Here is a 14,899-nt window from a genome sequence, read left to right as displayed (position 1 = left end):
GCGGGGCTACGGGCTTACCAGTCCTCGCGGACCACGACCCGGGTCTTGATCGGCAGCTTCATGGCTGCCAGACGCAGGGCTTCGCGCGCCACGTCTTCGCCGACACCGTCGATCTCGAACATGATGCGGCCCGGCTTGACCTTGGCGGCCCAGAAGTCGACGGAGCCCTTACCTTTACCCATACGAACTTCGACGGGCTTGGAGGTTACCGGAACATCCGGGAAGATGCGGATCCAGACACGGCCCTGACGCTTCATGTGACGCGTCATGGCGCGGCGTGCCGCTTCGATTTGACGGGCTGTAACCCGCTCCGGCTGCAGTGCTTTCAGGCCGTAGGTGCCGAAGTTCAGGTCAGACCCGCCCTTCGCCAGACCCTTGATCGAGCCTTTGAACTGCTTGCGGAATTTAGTACGCTTTGGTTGAAGCATTTCTCATTCCCCCTTAGCGACGACCGCCGGCACCGCGAGGTGCTGGGCCGTCTTGGAGTTCCTGTGCCTTGCGGTCACGCGCGGCGGGGTCGTGTTCCATGATCTCGCCTTTGAAGATCCAGGTTTTGATCCCGATGATGCCGTAGGCGGTGGACGCCTCGACATGCGCGTAATCGATGTCGGCACGCAATGTGTGCAGCGGCACGCGACCTTCGCGGTACCATTCGGTACGCGCGATCTCGGCACCACCCAGACGACCCGCGAGGTTCACGCGGATGCCCAGTGCGCCCATGCGCATGGCGTTCTGCACGGCACGTTTCATGGCGCGGCGGAAAGACACCCGGCGCTCCAGCTGCTGTGCAATGCTCTCACCAACCAGATGTGCGTCCAGCTCGGGCTTGCGGACCTCAACGATGTTGAGGTGCAGTTCCGAGTTGGTCATCTTGGCAATCTTCTGGCGCAGCGTCTCGATGTCCGCGCCTTTCTTGCCGATGATGACACCGGGGCGTGCTGTGTGGATCGTGACGCGGCACTTCTTGTGCGGACGCTCGATGATCACACGGGCAACACCGGCCTGGTGGCACTCTTTCTTGATGAAGTCGCGGATCGCGAGGTCTTCGAGCAGAAGATCACCGTAATCCTTGGTGTCGGCGTACCAGCGGCTGTCCCAGGTGCGGTTCACCTGAAGGCGCATACCGATCGGATTGACTTTGTTACCCATCAGGCTTGCTCCTCAACTTGACGCACTTTGATCGTGATCTCGGCAAACGGCTTGATGATCTTGCCGAACCGGCCACGGGCACGCGGGCGACCGCGCTTCATGGTCAGGTTCTTGCCGACATAGGCCTCGGCCACGATCAGCTCATCGACGTCCAGGTTGTGGTTGTTTTCCGCGTTGGCGATGGCGGACTGAAGGCATTTCTTCACGTCCTGCGCGACCCGCTTCTTGGAGAAGGTCAGGTCGGTCAGCGCCTTGTCCACGGACTTGCCACGGATGAGGGCAGCAACCAGGTTCAGTTTCTGCGGGCTCGTACGAAGCATGCGCAGCTTTGCCATTGCTTCGTTGTCTGCCACGCGGCGGGGATTCTTATCCTTGCTCATGGCTTATTTCCGCTTCGCTTTTTTGTCGGCGGCATGACCGTAGTAGGTCCGAGTCGGAGAGTATTCACCGAACTTCTGACCGATCATTTCTTCGCTGACGTTGACAGGAATGTGCTTGTGACCGTTGTAGACGCCGAACGTCAGACCCACGAACTGGGGCAGGATCGTGCTGCGGCGCGACCAGATCTTGATCACTTCGTTACGACCGCCCTCACGGGAAGCCTCTGCCTTTTTGAGGACATAAGAGTCAACAAAAGGACCTTTCCATACTGAACGAGCCATTGATTAACGCCCCTTCTTCTTGGCGTGACGCGAGCGGATGATAAGCTTGCTGGACGCTTTGTTCTTGTTGCGGGTCTTGGCACCCTTCGTCGGCTTACCCCAAGGAGTAACCGGGTGACGACCACCAGAGGTCCGGCCTTCACCACCGCCGTGCGGGTGGTCGATCGGGTTCATCACCACACCACGCACAGAGGGACGGATGCCCTTGTGACGCATGCGGCCCGCTTTACCGTAGTTCTGGTTGGAGTTGTCGGGGTTGCTGACGGCACCGACGGTGGCCATGCATTCCTGACGCACGAGACGCAGCTCGCCGGAGCTCAGACGGATCTGAGCGTAGCCACCGTCACGACCCACGAACTGGGCGTAGGTGCCGGCGGCACGGGCGATCTGACCGCCTTTGCCGGGCTTCATCTCGATGTTGTGGACGATCGTACCGATCGGCATGCCCGAGAAAGGCATCGCGTTGCCGGGCTTGATGTCCACTTTGGCGCCGGCGATGATCTTGTCGCCGATGGCCAAACGCTGCGGGGCCAGGATGTAGGCCTGCTCGCCGTCTTCGTACTGGATCAGTGCGATGAAGGCGGTACGGTTGGGGTCATATTCGATCCGCGCGACAACAGCGGACATGTCCAGCTTGTTACGCTTGAAATCAACGATACGGTAGAGGCGCTTTGCACCACCACCTGTACGACGCATTGTGATTCGTCCGGTGTTGTTCCGGCCACCGGATTTGGTCAGACCCTGAGTAAGGGCTTTGACCGGGCGGCCTTTCCACAGCTCCGAACGGTCGATCAGTACCAGTCCACGCTGGCCTGGCGTCGTCGGTTTGTACGACTTGAGTGCCATGTTCTCTGTCTTCCGTTTGCTAGGCACGCTCGCACCGAGGTGAAAGCGCGTTGGTTATAGGGCCCCGAAGGTCCCCTGTGGGAGTGGTGGATGGGTTTAAATCTCTTGCGAGGCAGGCATCCCAACCACCGGGATCGTTCAAATAGCCAAACCCCGGACGAATCCGGGGTCTGAGCCGATGTGGCGACCTAACAGGTTCGCAACAGCCCGTCCAGTGGGCATGGCGAAAATCCTCTCCCCTGCCCCGCACAAAAGAAAAGAAGGCGCCGAAGCGCCTTCTTCTATTGGTTTAGCAATTACCCGAGGCGGGTATCAGTCAAGGCCAATGCTCTCGGCCAGACGCATACCGGGGTCGAGGATTTCAACTTCGGCTTCGTTGAATTCCGGCATGCTTTCCAGACGCTCTTCTGTCACACCGGGGACAATAACTTCGTCTTCACGCATGATCAGCTTCTCAACCGGAATGGCGACTTCGTTTTCGCCCATACCAAGGAAACCACCAACGCCGATGATCGCAACAACGGTGTCGCCACGGACGCCAATGAAGTCGATTTCGCCAACATCTTCACCGGTCTCGGTGGCAACGCTGCGGCCAGTCAGTTCTTCGGCGGTCAGGTTAAAGATCGGCAGACGCTGCACGTTCTCCTGATAGCGGGCGCGGTCTTCTTCGGCCATATTGCCCTGCTCGTCCGCGTTGAAGTCTTCCATTAGCACGCGCGCTTGCTCTTGCTCGACGTCGATCTCGGCGCCTTCGGCACCTTCAACGTTGACCTGCGGTGCTTCGGCTTCTTCGACGACGACATTCGCGTCTTCGCCCTGCTGCACGTTCACGTTGGCTTCTTGCTGCTCAACATCGACGCGGGCCTCTTCGGATTCGGCCACATTCACATTGGCTTCGGCCTGCTCAACGGTCACGCGCGGCTCGGCTTCTTCGATGGTCACTTTCGGCTCCGGGCGCACGAACTTCACGACGGGTTCGGGCTGCTCCAGATCGACGATCGGCTCGCCTGTGTCCACGTCAACCTGCGGCTTCGGCACCTGCACGGTCACGACCGGCTCGGGGATGCGCACGGTGACCTGCGGCTGCGCCTGCTCTACGGTGATGATCGGGGCCTGCTGCTGCACGCGAACGGTCGGCTCGGGAACGGCAACGTTCACTTCGGGCTGGCCCTGCTCAACAGTCACCACGGGAGCGTCCTGCGAGACGTTCACATCGGGCTCGGGAACGGTCACGTCAACTTCGGCGTCTTCCTGCTCGACAACCACTTGGCCGCCAGCAACATTCGCGGTCGCGGCTGCGCCACCTTCGACTTCGGCTTCCATCTCGGCTTCGACTTCGGCATTGCGCTCGATGGTCTCTTCGACGTTCTCTGTCGCATCCTGCGCCAGAACCGGAGCGGCCGCGAAAAGGGCAACGGCGGATACGCCAGCCATGAGTGTTTTGGTATAGATCATTAGGTCTCTCCCGTGTTCGTTTACGATAAGTGAGGCGCGCAGCACCCCGTCTTCCACGGTGAGACAACCGGCAGCTTTCTGCTCTGTTCCAAGAAAATTGATGGCTTTTTTTCGGAACTTTTCCGGGGTCGCCGCATGATTGAACGCGCAGCCGAGACGATCGCGCGAAGGTAATGATAGCCCTCCAAATGCAAAGACCCCCGCCAAAGCGGGGGCCTAGATCCTAGCCAAATCCTGCTTTTTCAGGCGACCCGGCGCGCCTGCGCGAAAGACAACAGGCGCTTGCTTTTCTCATCCCACAGATGCAGCCGCGCATTGGCGAGGCTCTCGCGGATGGTCATCCGGTTCCCCTCCGCCAAGGCGACATGATCGCGCAGCACTTCCGGCAGGCGATAGAAGGGAATGCGGCTGTAGAGGTGGTGCACATGGTGAATGCCGATATTGGCGCTCAGCCACTGCAGCGGGCGCGGCAGGATGTAATGCGAAGAGCCGTGAAAAGCCGCATCATGCAGGTCCCAAGCGTCGTTCTCCTCCCAATGGGTCGTCTCGAACTGGTGCTGCACATAGAACAACCACATGCCCGCCGTGGCCGCCAGAAGGGTGCTGGGCACGAAGATCAGCAGAATGGGCATGATCCCCCCGAAGTAGAAGATCACCGCAAGTGCTACGAGGATCGTCAGGTTGGTGCCCATCGCGCTCAGCCAATAGCGTGTCTGCGCCATCAGCCCCAGCGGGACGCGGTTCTGCACGAAAAACAGATAGCTCGGCCCAAGACCGAAGAGCACGATCGGATTGCGGTAGAGGCGATAGTGCAAACGCCCGAACAGCCCGAGCTCGCGATACTCCGCCACGGTGAGTGTATGGATGTCGCCGATTCCGCGACGGCCAAGGTTCCCGGCCGAGGAATGGTGGATCGAATGGGTCCGTCGCCAGACATCATAGGGCGTCAGCGTCAGCACCCCCAACACGCGGCCCACCCAATCGCTTGTGCGACGGCTGCTGAAAAAGGCCGCATGGCCGCAATCATGCTGGATCGCGAAGAGCCGCAGCAAGAAGCCCGCGTTCACCAGCGAGATGGCAAGCGTCAGCCAGCCGCTGATTGAGAGCGCCCACCAAGCGAGCGCCCATAGGAGGATGAAAGGGCCAAGCGTGATCGCCAGTTCAAAACTGCTGCGCCAAGTGCTCGGCTCGCGGTAACGGGCCAGCACGCGCACCCAGTCGCGCGCGTTCGACACGTCCGCAGACGCGCCGGAGGTAGATTTTTCGTGGGACATGGACCTGCTTTTTGTCGTTATCCGAGGTCTTGTAGAGGAAAGCACGCCGCAAGCAACGCCCGCGTCACCCTTTGCCGTTACGTCGCGGCATTTAGGCTGGAAACAGCCTGCTTTGGGGGAGGGTTGACCCTGTGGCTAGTCCATGGCCGGGGTGGCATTCATGCTCCGAGGGCCAGCGCCTGCCCGCGGGTCGGCGATCTGATGGACCTTGGCGCCACTTTATGGTTCAACCGAGATGTGCTTTTGCGAGGTCACGTCCAGCCTCACCAAATCGCCTACCCGTCCGGGCGGGCAGGCGATGGTCCGGCGCCCGCGGCTTGTCCCGGGCCCCGGCGCATCCCCGAAACGAAAAAGGCCCCCGCAATGCGGAGGCCTTTTCCAAATGTCTAACCGGAAATCAGAGCCCGGTGGAGACGTCGATCGTGTTGCCCTCTTCGAGCGTCACATAAGCCTTTTTCACGTCTTTGCGGCGGCCCATCTGGCCCCGGAAACGCTTGACCTTGCCTTTGGTGATGGTCGTGTTCACGGCCTTCACCTTGACGTTGAAGAGCGCCTCGACGGCCTCTTTGATCATCGGCTTGTTGCTGTCGATCGCGACTTCAAAGACGACGGCGTTCTGTTCGGACGCCATGGTTGCCTTCTCGGTGATGACCGGCTTGCGGATCACGTCGTAGTGCTGATGCTTGGCGCTCATTTCAGGCGTGCCTCCAATGCTTCGATCCCCGCTTTGGTGATCACCAGAGTGTCACGCTTGAGGATGTCATAGACGTTTGCGCCCATCGACGGCAGGATGTCCAACCCATCGATGTTGCGCGCGGCCTGTGCGAAGTTCTCGTTTACCGAAGCACCATCGATGACCAGCGCGCGTTTCCAGCCCAGGTTCGAGACCTGCTTGGCCAGAGCGGCGGTTTTGCCCTCGGAAGTTGCTTCGTCGATGATGACCAGCGAACCGGCTTTTGCTTTGGCGGACAGCGCGTGGCGCAGGCCCAGCTTGCGGAACTTCTTGGTCAGCTCGTGGCCGTGGCTGCGCGGGGTCGGACCCTTGTAGATACCACCCTTGCGGAAGATCGGCGCATTGCGGTCACCGTGGCGTGCGCCGCCGGTGCCCTTCTGGCGATAGATCTTCTTGGTCGAGTAGCTGGTCTCGGACCGGGTCTTGACCTTGTGCGTACCCTGCTGCGCATTGTTACGCTGCCAGCGCACGACGCGGTGCAGGATGTCGGCACGCGGCTCCAGGCCGAACAGGGCTTCGTCCAGGTCTACGGACCCGGCTTTGCCACCGTCGAGTTTGATGACATCGAGTTTCATGCGTCACCTTCTTTCTTGTCAGCGTCGGCATCGGAATTGTCGGCATCCGAACCTTCAGCTGCGATTTCGGCTTCTGCGGCTTTCAGCGCTTCAGCTTCCTGTGCGGCTTGCTCTTCGGCCAAACGCTTGGCTTCGGCTTCTGCCTCTGCTGCGGCTGCGGCGGCGGCCTCTTCGGCGGCTTTCGCGGCTTCGTCAGCGGCGGATTTCAGAGCGGCGGGCAGGATCGCGTCTTCGGGGAACGGCTTTTTGACCGCATCCTTGACGGTGACCCAACCACCTTTGGAGCCGGGAACGGCGCCTTTGACCATGATCAGGCCACGCGCGCTGTCGGTCTTGACGACTTCGAGGTTCTGCGTGGTGACACGGGCAGCACCCATGTGCCCGGCCATTTTCTTACCTTTGAAAACCTTACCGGGATCCTGACACTGGCCTGTGGAGCCGTGCGAACGGTGGGAGATCGACACACCGTGCGAGGCGCGCAGACCGCCGAAGTTGTGGCGCTTCATCGCACCGGCAAAACCTTTACCGATGGAGGTGCCCGCAACGTCGACATACTGACCGGCGAAGTAATGGTCAGCGGTGATTTCCTCACCCACATTGATCATCGCGTCCGCGTCGACGCGGAACTCGGCCAGCTTGCGCTTGGGTTCCACTTTCGCCGCGGCGAAGTGACCACGCATGGCCTGGCTTGTGCGTTTGGCTTTCGCCGAACCGGCACCGAGCTGAACGGCAGTGTAGCCGTCACGGTCCGCGGTGCGCTGTGCGACAACCTGAAGCTTGTCCAACTGAAGAACGGTCACAGGGATCTGCTTGCCGTCTTCCATGAACAGCCGGGTCATGCCGACTTTTTTTGCAATAACGCCTGAGCGCAACATATGATTACCCTCCCGGCTTTACGATTGCAGCTTGATCTCGACGTCCACGCCAGCGGCGAGGTCGAGCTTCATCAGCGCGTCCACGGTCTGGGGGGTCGGATCGATGATATCCAGCAGACGCTTGTGCGTGCGGATTTCAAACTGGTCACGGGATTTCTTGTCGACGTGGGGACCACGCAGAACGGTGAATTTCTCGATCTTGTTCGGCAGCGGAATGGGACCGCGAACCGAAGCGCCTGTGCGCTTGGCGGTGCTGACGATTTCCTGAGTGGAGGCATCGAGCACCCGGTAGTCAAACGCCTTCAGGCGAATGCGGATGTTCTGGCTTTGAACGGCCATGTGCATATCCCTTGTTTTGGGATTCTAACGGATTGGAGGAAGCAGGCTCATCCGGCCCCCTCTTCGCGCCTTGGTAATAAATCAAACGGGGCGCGTCTAACGCACCCCGGTTCGATGCGCGTCCTATAGGGGGAATCAAAGCAAGTGGCAAGAGGGTTCTAAAAACCCCCGTGTTTTTAGAACCAGTGCGCAAAGTCATGCCGGACACGGCGTGACCGCGCACCCCGTCAGCGTTCAATCACACCCGGAAGACGCGCCGTCCTCTCCGTATCACGCGCACGCCAAAGGCCCCTCTCCCGCCAACGCAAAAGGCCACAGCAAACGCTGCGGCCTTTCGAATATCTGAACCGTGGTCCCAGGTCAGGCCAGGGGGTGGGCTCTCATCGCTCCTGCGGAGCAACTGCCGGCCACCGGGTCCGTTTCAAAATCACTCAGTGATTTTGGAAACGACGCCCGCGCCAACAGTGCGGCCACCTTCGCGGATCGCGAAACGCAGGCCGTTTTCCATGGCGATCGGTGCGATCAGCTCAACGCCGAAGGACACGTTGTCGCCGGGCATGACCATCTCGGTGCCTTCTGCCAGCTGAACGGTGCCGGTCACGTCAGTTGTACGGAAGTAGAACTGCGGACGGTAGTTCGCGAAGAACGGCGTGTGACGGCCACCTTCCTCTTTGGTGAGGATGTAGGCTTCGGCTTCGAACTTGGTGTGCGGTGTCACGGAGCCGGGCTTGCAGAGAACCTGACCGCGCTCAACGCCGTCACGCTCAACGCCACGCAGCAGCGCGCCGATGTTGTCGCCTGCTTCACCACGGTCCAGCAGCTTGCGGAACATTTCCACACCGGTGCAGGTGGTTTTCTTGGTGTCGCGGATGCCGACGATTTCGATTTCGTCGCCAACGTTGATCACGCCACGCTCGACACGGCCAGTCACAACGGTACCACGACCGGAGATCGAGAAGACGTCTTCGACCGGCATCAGGAAGGGCTGGTCCACGGCACGCTCAGGTGTCGGGATGTAGGCGTCAACTTCGGCCATCAGCTTCTTGATGGACTCTTCGCCGATCTCGGGCTTGTTGCCTTCCATCGCCGCCAGAGCGGAACCTGCAACAACAGGGATGTCGTCGCCGGGGTAGTCGTAGGAGGACAGCAGTTCGCGGATTTCCATCTCGACGAGCTCGAGCAGCTCTTCGTCGTCGACCTGGTCGACTTTGTTCATGAAGACGACCATGGCGGGGATGCCAACCTGACGGCCGAGCAGGATGTGCTCGCGGGTCTGGGGCATCGGGCCGTCGGCCGCGTTCACAACCAGGATCGCGCCGTCCATCTGCGCCGCACCGGTGATCATGTTTTTCACATAGTCAGCGTGGCCGGGGCAGTCGACGTGGGCGTAGTGACGGTTCTCGGTCTCATACTCGACGTGCGCGGTCGAGATGGTGATGCCGCGGGCCTTCTCTTCAGGCGCGCCGTCGATCTGGTCATACGCTTGGAAGTCACCGAAGTATTTGGTGATCGCCGCGGTCAGCGTGGTTTTACCGTGGTCAACGTGGCCGATCGTGCCGATGTTGACGTGCGGTTTGGTGCGTTCAAACTTTGCCTTTGCCATGGTGTTGGCTCCTTTTGGTCTTTCTCAATGGTGTATGCGCAGCACACACCCAACGATTTGGGTCGGCGCGCGGTTTCCCACGCGCCGATTTCCTTAAGCGAACTTGGCCTGAATCTCGTCCGAGATGTTCTGCGGCACGGGTTCGTAGTGGTCGAACTGCATGGTGAAGTTCGCACGACCCGACGACATCGAACGCAGGGTGTTGATGTAGCCGAACATGTTGGCCAGCGGCACGAAGGCGTCGATCGCGATGGCGTTGCCGCGCGTATCTTGACCCTGCACCTGGCCCCGACGAGATGTCAGGTCACCGATGATGCCACCGGTGTATTCTTCCGGGGTCACAACTTCGACCTTCATGATCGGTTCCAGCAGCTTGGCGCCAGCTTTCTTCATGCCTTCGCGCATACCCATACGGGCGGCGATTTCGAAGGCCAGAACACTGGAGTCAACGTCGTGGAACTTACCGTCGATCAGGGCAACCTTGAAGTCGATGACCGGGAAGCCCGCCAGCGGACCGGAGTCCAGAACCGACTTGATACCCTTTTCCACGCCCGGGATGTATTCCTTGGGAATGGCACCACCGACGATGCGGCTCTCGAAGGAATAACCTTCGCCCGGCTCGGTCGGCGTCAGGATCATCTTGACCTCACCGAACTGACCCGAACCACCCGACTGTTTCTTGTGGGTGTAGGTGATTTCGGCTTCGCGGCTGATGGTCTCACGGTAGGCAACCTGAGGCGCACCGATGTTCGCTTCAACCTTGAACTCACGCTTCAGACGGTCGACGAGGATGTCGAGGTGAAGTTCGCCCATGCCCTTCATGATGGTCTGACCGGATTCCAGATCGGTTTCGACGCGGAAAGAGGGGTCTTCGGCGGCCAGACGGGCCAGACCTGCGGACATCTTTTCCTGGTCGGCCTTGGTTTTCGGCTCGACCGCGATCTCGATCACCGGATCGGGGAATGTCATGGTTTCGAGGACGACCGGATCGTTCTGCGCGCAGAGCGTGTCACCGGTGGTGGTGTCCTTGAGACCCGCCAGCGCGATGATGTCGCCCGCGAAGGCCTCTTCGATTTCCTCGCGGTTGTTGGAGTGCATCATCATCATCCGGCCGACGCGCTCTTTCTTACCCTTGGTCGAGTTCAGAAGCGTGTCGCCCTTGCGCAGAACGCCCGAATAGATGCGGGTGAAGGTCAGCGAGCCAACGAAGGGGTCGTTCATGATTTTGAACGCAAGGCCCGAGAACGCCATGTCGTCATCCGCGCGGCGCGGGATGTTGCGGGTCTCGGTCTCGTCGCCCGGCTTGAAGCCCATGTAGTCGACAACGTCCAGCGGGCTGGGCAGATAGTCGATCACGGCGTTCAAGAGGGGCTGAACACCTTTGTTCTTAAAGGCGGAACCACAGAGAACGGGGATGAATTTGATGGCCAGAGTACCCTTGCGGATCAGGTCGCGCAGGGTGTCGACGTCGGGCTCGGCGCCGTCCATCAGGTAGTTTTCCATCGCCTCGTCGTCCATCTCGACCGCGGTCTCGATGAGCTTGGCACGCCATTCGTCGGCGGTCTCTTTCAGGCTGTCACGGATCTCGCGCTGTTCCCAGGCGGCACCGAGGTCTTCACCGGCCCAGACCCATTCTTTCATGGTCACGAGGTCGACGATGCCTTCCAGCTCGTTCTCTGCGCCGATCGGGATCTGGATCGGAGCAGGCGTGGCGCCTGTGCGGTCCTTGATCATGTGCACGCAGTTGAAGAAGTCCGCGCCGATCTTGTCCATCTTGTTGACGAAAACGATACGCGGCACCTTGTAGCGGTCAGCCTGACGCCAGACGGTTTCGGTCTGCGGCTCAACACCGGCGTTGGCGTCGAGAACGGCAACCGCACCGTCGAGAACGGCCAGCGAACGCTCAACTTCGATGGTGAAGTCAACGTGGCCGGGGGTGTCGATGATGTTCATCCGGAACTTGGTGTCGGATGTCGCATCGGCTGTGGGCTCTTCCTGACGCTGCCAGAAAGTGGTGGTCGCGGCGGAGGTGATGGTGATGCCGCGCTCTTGTTCCTGCTCCATCCAATCCATGGTTGCGGCGCCGTCATGCACCTCACCAATGTTGTGGCTTTTGCCGGTGTAGAACAGGATGCGTTCGGAACAAGTGGTTTTACCGGCATCGATGTGAGCCATGATGCCGAAGTTGCGGTAGCGTTGGAGCGGATAGTCGCGTGCCATGGGGCTGCTTCCTCGAAAATATCAGTACGAACGGATCGCGCCCGAAACCGGGCGCGACGTTGAGATTACCAGCGGTAGTGGCTGAACGCTTTGTTCGCGTCGGCCATCTTGTGCGTATCTTCGCGCTTTTTAACAGCGGTACCACGGGACTGCACAGCGTCCAGCAGCTCGCCGGCAAGGCGTTCTTCCATGGTGTTTTCGTTACGCGCACGGGCGGCTTTGATCAACCAGCGGATCGCCAGCGCCTGACGACGCTCGGGGCGCACTTCGACCGGCACCTGATAGGTGGCACCACCCACACGGCGCGAGCGCACTTCGACGGAGGGCTGGATGTTTTCCAGCGCTTCGTGGAACACTTCGATCGGCGCGCGCTTGATCTTGTCTTCGACGCGGGTCATCGCGTTGTAGACGATGCGCTCGGCGACGGATTTCTTGCCGTCGATCATCAGGTTGTTCATGAATTTGGTGAGAACCAGATCGCCGTATTTGGCGTCTGGCAGGACTTCGCGTTTTTCAGCGGCGTGGCGGCGTGACATGTCAGTGTCTTCCTCTTGGCGGGTGATGGGGCATGGCCCCACCGAACATCGGGTGGATCGGCGGGGGCGGGCCCCACCGGTGCGAGATTACTTCGGACGCTTCGCGCCGTACTTCGAACGACGCTGCTTACGGTCTTTCACGCCCTGCGTATCAAGAACACCGCGCAGGATGTGGTAACGCACACCCGGAAGGTCTTTTACACGACCGCCGCGGATCAGAACCACGGAGTGTTCCTGAAGGTTGTGGCTCTCACCCGGGATGTAGGAGATCACTTCGAACCCGTTGGTCAGGCGCACTTTGGCAACCTTACGCATCGCCGAGTTCGGCTTTTTCGGTGTGGTGGTGTAAACCCGTGTGCAAACGCCACGCTTTTGCGGGCACTCCTGCAGGTGCATGGATTTCGAACGTTTGACTTTCGGCTGCCGCGGCTTGCGGATCAGCTGTTGGATCGTTGGCATTCCGGTTATATCCCCGTATCGCTCAGATTGTGTACACGGGGGATCCCCCATGCGGCTAATTTCGGTTACTTCATGCGTCCACAAAGCAAAATGACCGCAACGTTCCCGTACCGAGGAAAACGACGCGGTGGGTTAACAGAGGATCGGGCCAGTAGTAGGCCGGATCGTGACCACTTCAGTTATGAATTCGGACTGGCAGAGCGGCCTCCACCTCCGAGATAGCGGGCGTATAGAGCGTTGCGCGGGGGCTGTCAACAGGGGGGCCCCGGTGGGGTCGCGGAGGTTTGCCGGGTGATGGCGTAGCGCCTGCGGCTTGGTTCCGGGCCCGGGTGCCACATTCCACCCTTGCCACGCCCCTGCCCCGCTCGCCATAGTCCGGCGAAGGACAGAAGGAAACCTCCATGCAAGCGATCGGCCTTTGCCGCTTTTCCTACCCGGCTTTGGGCGGCTTTCAAGTCGGCCACGAGACCACCGAGGAACGCATCGCCTATCTCTATGACGCGGCCCGGCTCGAAGAACGTTTCCGCCTGCTCGAAACCGTCGCCCTGCCCTGCCTCAAGGCCCAAACCGACCCGGACTTCTCCATCGTCTTCGTCGTCGGCGACCAGTTCCCGGCGCCCCACGCCCGACGCCTCGAATCGCTGCTGGCCGACTTGCCGCAGGCGGTTATTCATCGCGAGCCGCCGCGCAATCATCGGGAGGTGATGAAGGAGGTGCTGAACGCCGCGCGGATCAACCCGCAGGAACCTTGCCTGCAATTCCGCTACGACGACGATGATGCCGTCTCGGTCGACTTCATTGCCCGGCTGCGCCAAACGGTCGCGCAAAGCGCGGGGCTGCTGAAAGGCCAGCGCTCCGTCGCCTTTGACTGGCCCAAGGGCTATGTCGCGGAATTCGGCCCGCAGGGCATCCGCGCCGCCGAAGTGTACCGCCCGCTCAACGTCGCGGCACTTGCGATGTATGTGAAGGGCGGCAGCCCGCTCACCATTATGAACTTCGCCCATGAGAAACTGCCGCGCTTCATGCCCTGCGTCAGCCTGCCCGATGGCGCAATGTTCGTGCGCAGCCACAACGGCTCGAACGATTCGCGGCAAGGGCTTGCGCGGCATGTAGAGGTGGCCCCTCTGGATGCCGAAGGCGAAGCGCTGTTTCAGGAGCGTTTCGCCATCGACCAAGCTCAGGTGCGGCGCGTCTTCTGGGCCTGAACCTTCAACTTCCGCTCCCGGTAGAGGGTGAAGACCCCCGTGGCCACCACGATCCCCGCGCCGATGAGGGTCAAGGCCCCCGGCCAGTCACCAAAGACGACCCAGCCCAGCAAGAGTGCCCAGAGCAGGCCGGTGTAGCGAAACGGCGCGATGAAGCCGATATCGCCCACCCGCATCACTTGGATCGAGAAGAAATAGCCGCCTAGCACAAAGACCCCTGAGCCGCCGATCAGCGCCGCGACCGAGGGCGTCACCGGCGCCCAAGGCGCGCTCAGCGACGCCAAACCCGCCGCCGTCATCACCGACAGGGCGGTCACCAAGGTCACGGTCATCGAGGGCACCGCCGGTGACAAGGCACGGGTCGACAGGTCACGGACCGTCACGCAGAGCACGGCGATCAGAACGTAGAGCGACCAGATATTGAACCCTTCCGCCCCCGGTTTGACGATCAACAGCACCCCGCAGAAACCAATGCCGATGGCGACCAAACGCCGCCAGCCGACCGCCTGCCGGAACACCAGCGCCGCCGCCAGCGTCACCGAAAGAGGCACGACTTGAAGGATGGCGGTGACATTCGCCAAAGGCATGTTGAACAACGCGGTGAGAAAGAAATATGCCGCCGCGATCTCGGCCACCGAGCGCAGCCCGATGACCTGCCAGTCCCGCGCTTGAAGTCGAAAGTCGATCCGACCAAGCTGCCGACTAAGGGCCAAGATCAGCACCGATGTCGTCACCCCGCGCAGGAACAACAGCTGAAACAGGGGCAGCACCCCGTCGGTCATTTTGAGCAGCGTGTCGTTAAACGTGAAACAGGCCATCGAGGCGATCATCAGCAGCGCGCCGATGGTATTGGGGGACATGAAAGCGCTCCGGGAAAAATGGTGCGGCTTATATCATTGCCGCCCCCGAATGACTGGCAGCGGCTACGGGAGCTGTCAAGAACGGCGGCCCCCGCCGCCCAGACTGGC

Annotated in this window: 17 protein-coding genes; 1 reads left to right on the top strand and 16 read right to left on the bottom strand. The window is 60.7% G+C overall.

Annotated elements, in window-relative coordinates; all coding sequences use genetic code 11:
- Positions 1-14: 14 nt before the first annotated feature.
- The 15 genes from rplP to rpsL all read right to left on the bottom strand — a co-directional run bounded on the left by rplP (position 15) and on the right by rpsL (position 12,726).
- The gene (gene rplP, locus ACGYK9_RS09695; protein ID WP_007118841.1) at positions 15-428 is read right to left on the bottom strand and encodes a 50S ribosomal protein L16; all 414 of its coding nucleotides are present in this window, start codon (positions 426-428) and stop codon (positions 15-17) included.
- A 13-nt stretch (positions 429-441) separates the two neighbouring features.
- On the bottom strand, positions 442-1,149 hold the full coding sequence (rpsC, locus tag ACGYK9_RS09690) for a 30S ribosomal protein S3 (RefSeq protein WP_067267970.1): 708 nt from the start codon (positions 1,147-1,149) through the stop codon (positions 442-444).
- A complete protein-coding gene (gene rplV, locus ACGYK9_RS09685; RefSeq protein WP_067267968.1) occupies positions 1,149-1,529 on the bottom strand; it encodes a 50S ribosomal protein L22 in 381 nt (126 codons plus the stop codon). The genes rpsC and rplV overlap by 1 nt, the downstream gene beginning before the upstream one ends.
- 3 nt (positions 1,530-1,532) lie before the next feature.
- Positions 1,533-1,811, bottom strand: coding sequence for a 30S ribosomal protein S19 (gene rpsS, locus ACGYK9_RS09680; protein ID WP_067267967.1), 279 nt, complete (start codon positions 1,809-1,811; stop codon positions 1,533-1,535).
- A gap of 3 nt (positions 1,812-1,814) precedes the next feature.
- Complete coding sequence (rplB, locus tag ACGYK9_RS09675; RefSeq protein WP_067267965.1) at positions 1,815-2,657, bottom strand: 50S ribosomal protein L2; 843 nt, start codon at positions 2,655-2,657, stop codon at positions 1,815-1,817.
- A gap of 312 nt (positions 2,658-2,969) precedes the next feature.
- Positions 2,970-4,112, bottom strand: coding sequence for a PRC-barrel domain-containing protein (locus tag ACGYK9_RS09670; protein ID WP_394410763.1), 1,143 nt, complete (start codon positions 4,110-4,112; stop codon positions 2,970-2,972).
- Between the two features lie 242 nt (positions 4,113-4,354).
- Complete coding sequence (locus tag ACGYK9_RS09665) at positions 4,355-5,386, bottom strand: fatty acid desaturase family protein (RefSeq protein WP_394410766.1); 1,032 nt, start codon at positions 5,384-5,386, stop codon at positions 4,355-4,357.
- A 397-nt stretch (positions 5,387-5,783) separates the two neighbouring features.
- Positions 5,784-6,080: a 50S ribosomal protein L23 gene (locus ACGYK9_RS09660; RefSeq protein ID WP_067267962.1), complete on the bottom strand. Its 297-nt coding sequence runs from the start codon at positions 6,078-6,080 to the stop codon at positions 5,784-5,786.
- A complete protein-coding gene (gene rplD / locus ACGYK9_RS09655) occupies positions 6,077-6,694 on the bottom strand; it encodes a 50S ribosomal protein L4 (RefSeq protein ID WP_067267960.1) in 618 nt (205 codons plus the stop codon). The genes ACGYK9_RS09660 and rplD overlap by 4 nt, the downstream gene beginning before the upstream one ends.
- On the bottom strand, positions 6,691-7,569 hold the full coding sequence (rplC, locus tag ACGYK9_RS09650; protein WP_082852159.1) for a 50S ribosomal protein L3: 879 nt from the start codon (positions 7,567-7,569) through the stop codon (positions 6,691-6,693). Before rplC ends, rplD begins: the two co-directional genes overlap by 4 nt.
- 18 nt (positions 7,570-7,587) lie before the next feature.
- Positions 7,588-7,908 carry a 30S ribosomal protein S10 gene (rpsJ, locus tag ACGYK9_RS09645; protein ID WP_067267998.1) on the bottom strand — a complete coding sequence of 107 codons (321 nt, stop codon included), beginning with the start codon at positions 7,906-7,908 and terminating at the stop codon, positions 7,588-7,590.
- A 427-nt stretch (positions 7,909-8,335) separates the two neighbouring features.
- A complete protein-coding gene (gene tuf / locus ACGYK9_RS09640; RefSeq protein ID WP_067260569.1) occupies positions 8,336-9,511 on the bottom strand; it encodes an elongation factor Tu in 1,176 nt (391 codons plus the stop codon).
- 93 nt (positions 9,512-9,604) lie between these two features.
- Positions 9,605-11,731 carry an elongation factor G gene (gene fusA, locus ACGYK9_RS09635; RefSeq protein ID WP_209219795.1) on the bottom strand — a complete coding sequence of 709 codons (2,127 nt, stop codon included), beginning with the start codon at positions 11,729-11,731 and terminating at the stop codon, positions 9,605-9,607.
- Positions 11,732-11,796: 65 nt separating this feature from the next.
- Positions 11,797-12,267, bottom strand: coding sequence for a 30S ribosomal protein S7 (gene rpsG, locus ACGYK9_RS09630; protein ID WP_067267956.1), 471 nt, complete (start codon positions 12,265-12,267; stop codon positions 11,797-11,799).
- 87 nt (positions 12,268-12,354) lie between these two features.
- On the bottom strand, positions 12,355-12,726 hold the full coding sequence (rpsL, locus tag ACGYK9_RS09625) for a 30S ribosomal protein S12 (RefSeq protein ID WP_007118826.1): 372 nt from the start codon (positions 12,724-12,726) through the stop codon (positions 12,355-12,357).
- Positions 12,727-13,127: 401 nt separating this feature from the next.
- On the opposite strand from rpsL, the gene ACGYK9_RS09620 reads away from it, so the two are divergent.
- Positions 13,128-13,931: a putative rhamnosyl transferase gene (locus tag ACGYK9_RS09620; protein WP_394410770.1), complete on the top strand. Its 804-nt coding sequence runs from the start codon at positions 13,128-13,130 to the stop codon at positions 13,929-13,931.
- Here the strand turns inward: ACGYK9_RS09620 and ACGYK9_RS09615 are convergent.
- Positions 13,904-14,791 (bottom strand): DMT family transporter, encoded by an 888-nt coding sequence (locus ACGYK9_RS09615; RefSeq protein WP_394410773.1) that lies wholly within the window; start codon positions 14,789-14,791, stop codon positions 13,904-13,906. The two genes, ACGYK9_RS09620 and ACGYK9_RS09615, sit on opposite strands and share 28 nt — an antisense overlap.
- Positions 14,792-14,899: the final 108 nt, after the last annotated feature.

Origin of the sequence: Sulfitobacter sp. 1A15258 (assembly GCF_043557045.1) — a bacterium.
Taxonomy (GTDB): domain Bacteria; phylum Pseudomonadota; class Alphaproteobacteria; order Rhodobacterales; family Rhodobacteraceae; genus Sulfitobacter; species Sulfitobacter faviae.
This window is presented reverse-complemented; position numbering and strand designations above follow the sequence as displayed.

Bases quoted from the DNA above. Each gene is read 5' to 3' on its own strand.
- ACGYK9_RS09660 (WP_067267962.1), bottom strand. From the start codon at position 6,080: ATGAGCGCCAAGCATCAGCACTACGACGTGATCCGCAAGCCGGTCATC.
- rpsG (WP_067267956.1), bottom strand. From the start codon at position 12,267: ATGTCACGCCGCCACGCCGCTGAAAAACGCGAAGTCCTGCCAGACGCC.
- ACGYK9_RS09620 (WP_394410770.1), top strand. From the start codon at position 13,128: ATGCAAGCGATCGGCCTTTGCCGCTTTTCCTACCCGGCTTTGGGCGGC.
- rpsS (WP_067267967.1), bottom strand. From the start codon at position 1,811: ATGGCTCGTTCAGTATGGAAAGGTCCTTTTGTTGACTCTTATGTCCTC.
- rpsJ (WP_067267998.1), bottom strand. From the start codon at position 7,908: ATGGCCGTTCAAAGCCAGAACATCCGCATTCGCCTGAAGGCGTTTGAC.
- rplC (WP_082852159.1), bottom strand. From the start codon at position 7,569: ATGTTGCGCTCAGGCGTTATTGCAAAAAAAGTCGGCATGACCCGGCTG.
- ACGYK9_RS09670 (WP_394410763.1), bottom strand. From the start codon at position 4,112: ATGATCTATACCAAAACACTCATGGCTGGCGTATCCGCCGTTGCCCTT.
- tuf (WP_067260569.1), bottom strand. From the start codon at position 9,511: ATGGCAAAGGCAAAGTTTGAACGCACCAAACCGCACGTCAACATCGGC.
- rplB (WP_067267965.1), bottom strand. From the start codon at position 2,657: ATGGCACTCAAGTCGTACAAACCGACGACGCCAGGCCAGCGTGGACTG.
- ACGYK9_RS09615 (WP_394410773.1), bottom strand. From the start codon at position 14,791: ATGTCCCCCAATACCATCGGCGCGCTGCTGATGATCGCCTCGATGGCC.
- ACGYK9_RS09665 (WP_394410766.1), bottom strand. From the start codon at position 5,386: ATGTCCCACGAAAAATCTACCTCCGGCGCGTCTGCGGACGTGTCGAAC.
- rplV (WP_067267968.1), bottom strand. From the start codon at position 1,529: ATGAGCAAGGATAAGAATCCCCGCCGCGTGGCAGACAACGAAGCAATG.
- rpsC (WP_067267970.1), bottom strand. From the start codon at position 1,149: ATGGGTAACAAAGTCAATCCGATCGGTATGCGCCTTCAGGTGAACCGC.
- rplD (WP_067267960.1), bottom strand. From the start codon at position 6,694: ATGAAACTCGATGTCATCAAACTCGACGGTGGCAAAGCCGGGTCCGTA.
- rpsL (WP_007118826.1), bottom strand. From the start codon at position 12,726: ATGCCAACGATCCAACAGCTGATCCGCAAGCCGCGGCAGCCGAAAGTC.
- fusA (WP_209219795.1), bottom strand. From the start codon at position 11,731: ATGGCACGCGACTATCCGCTCCAACGCTACCGCAACTTCGGCATCATG.
- rplP (WP_007118841.1), bottom strand. From the start codon at position 428: ATGCTTCAACCAAAGCGTACTAAATTCCGCAAGCAGTTCAAAGGCTCG.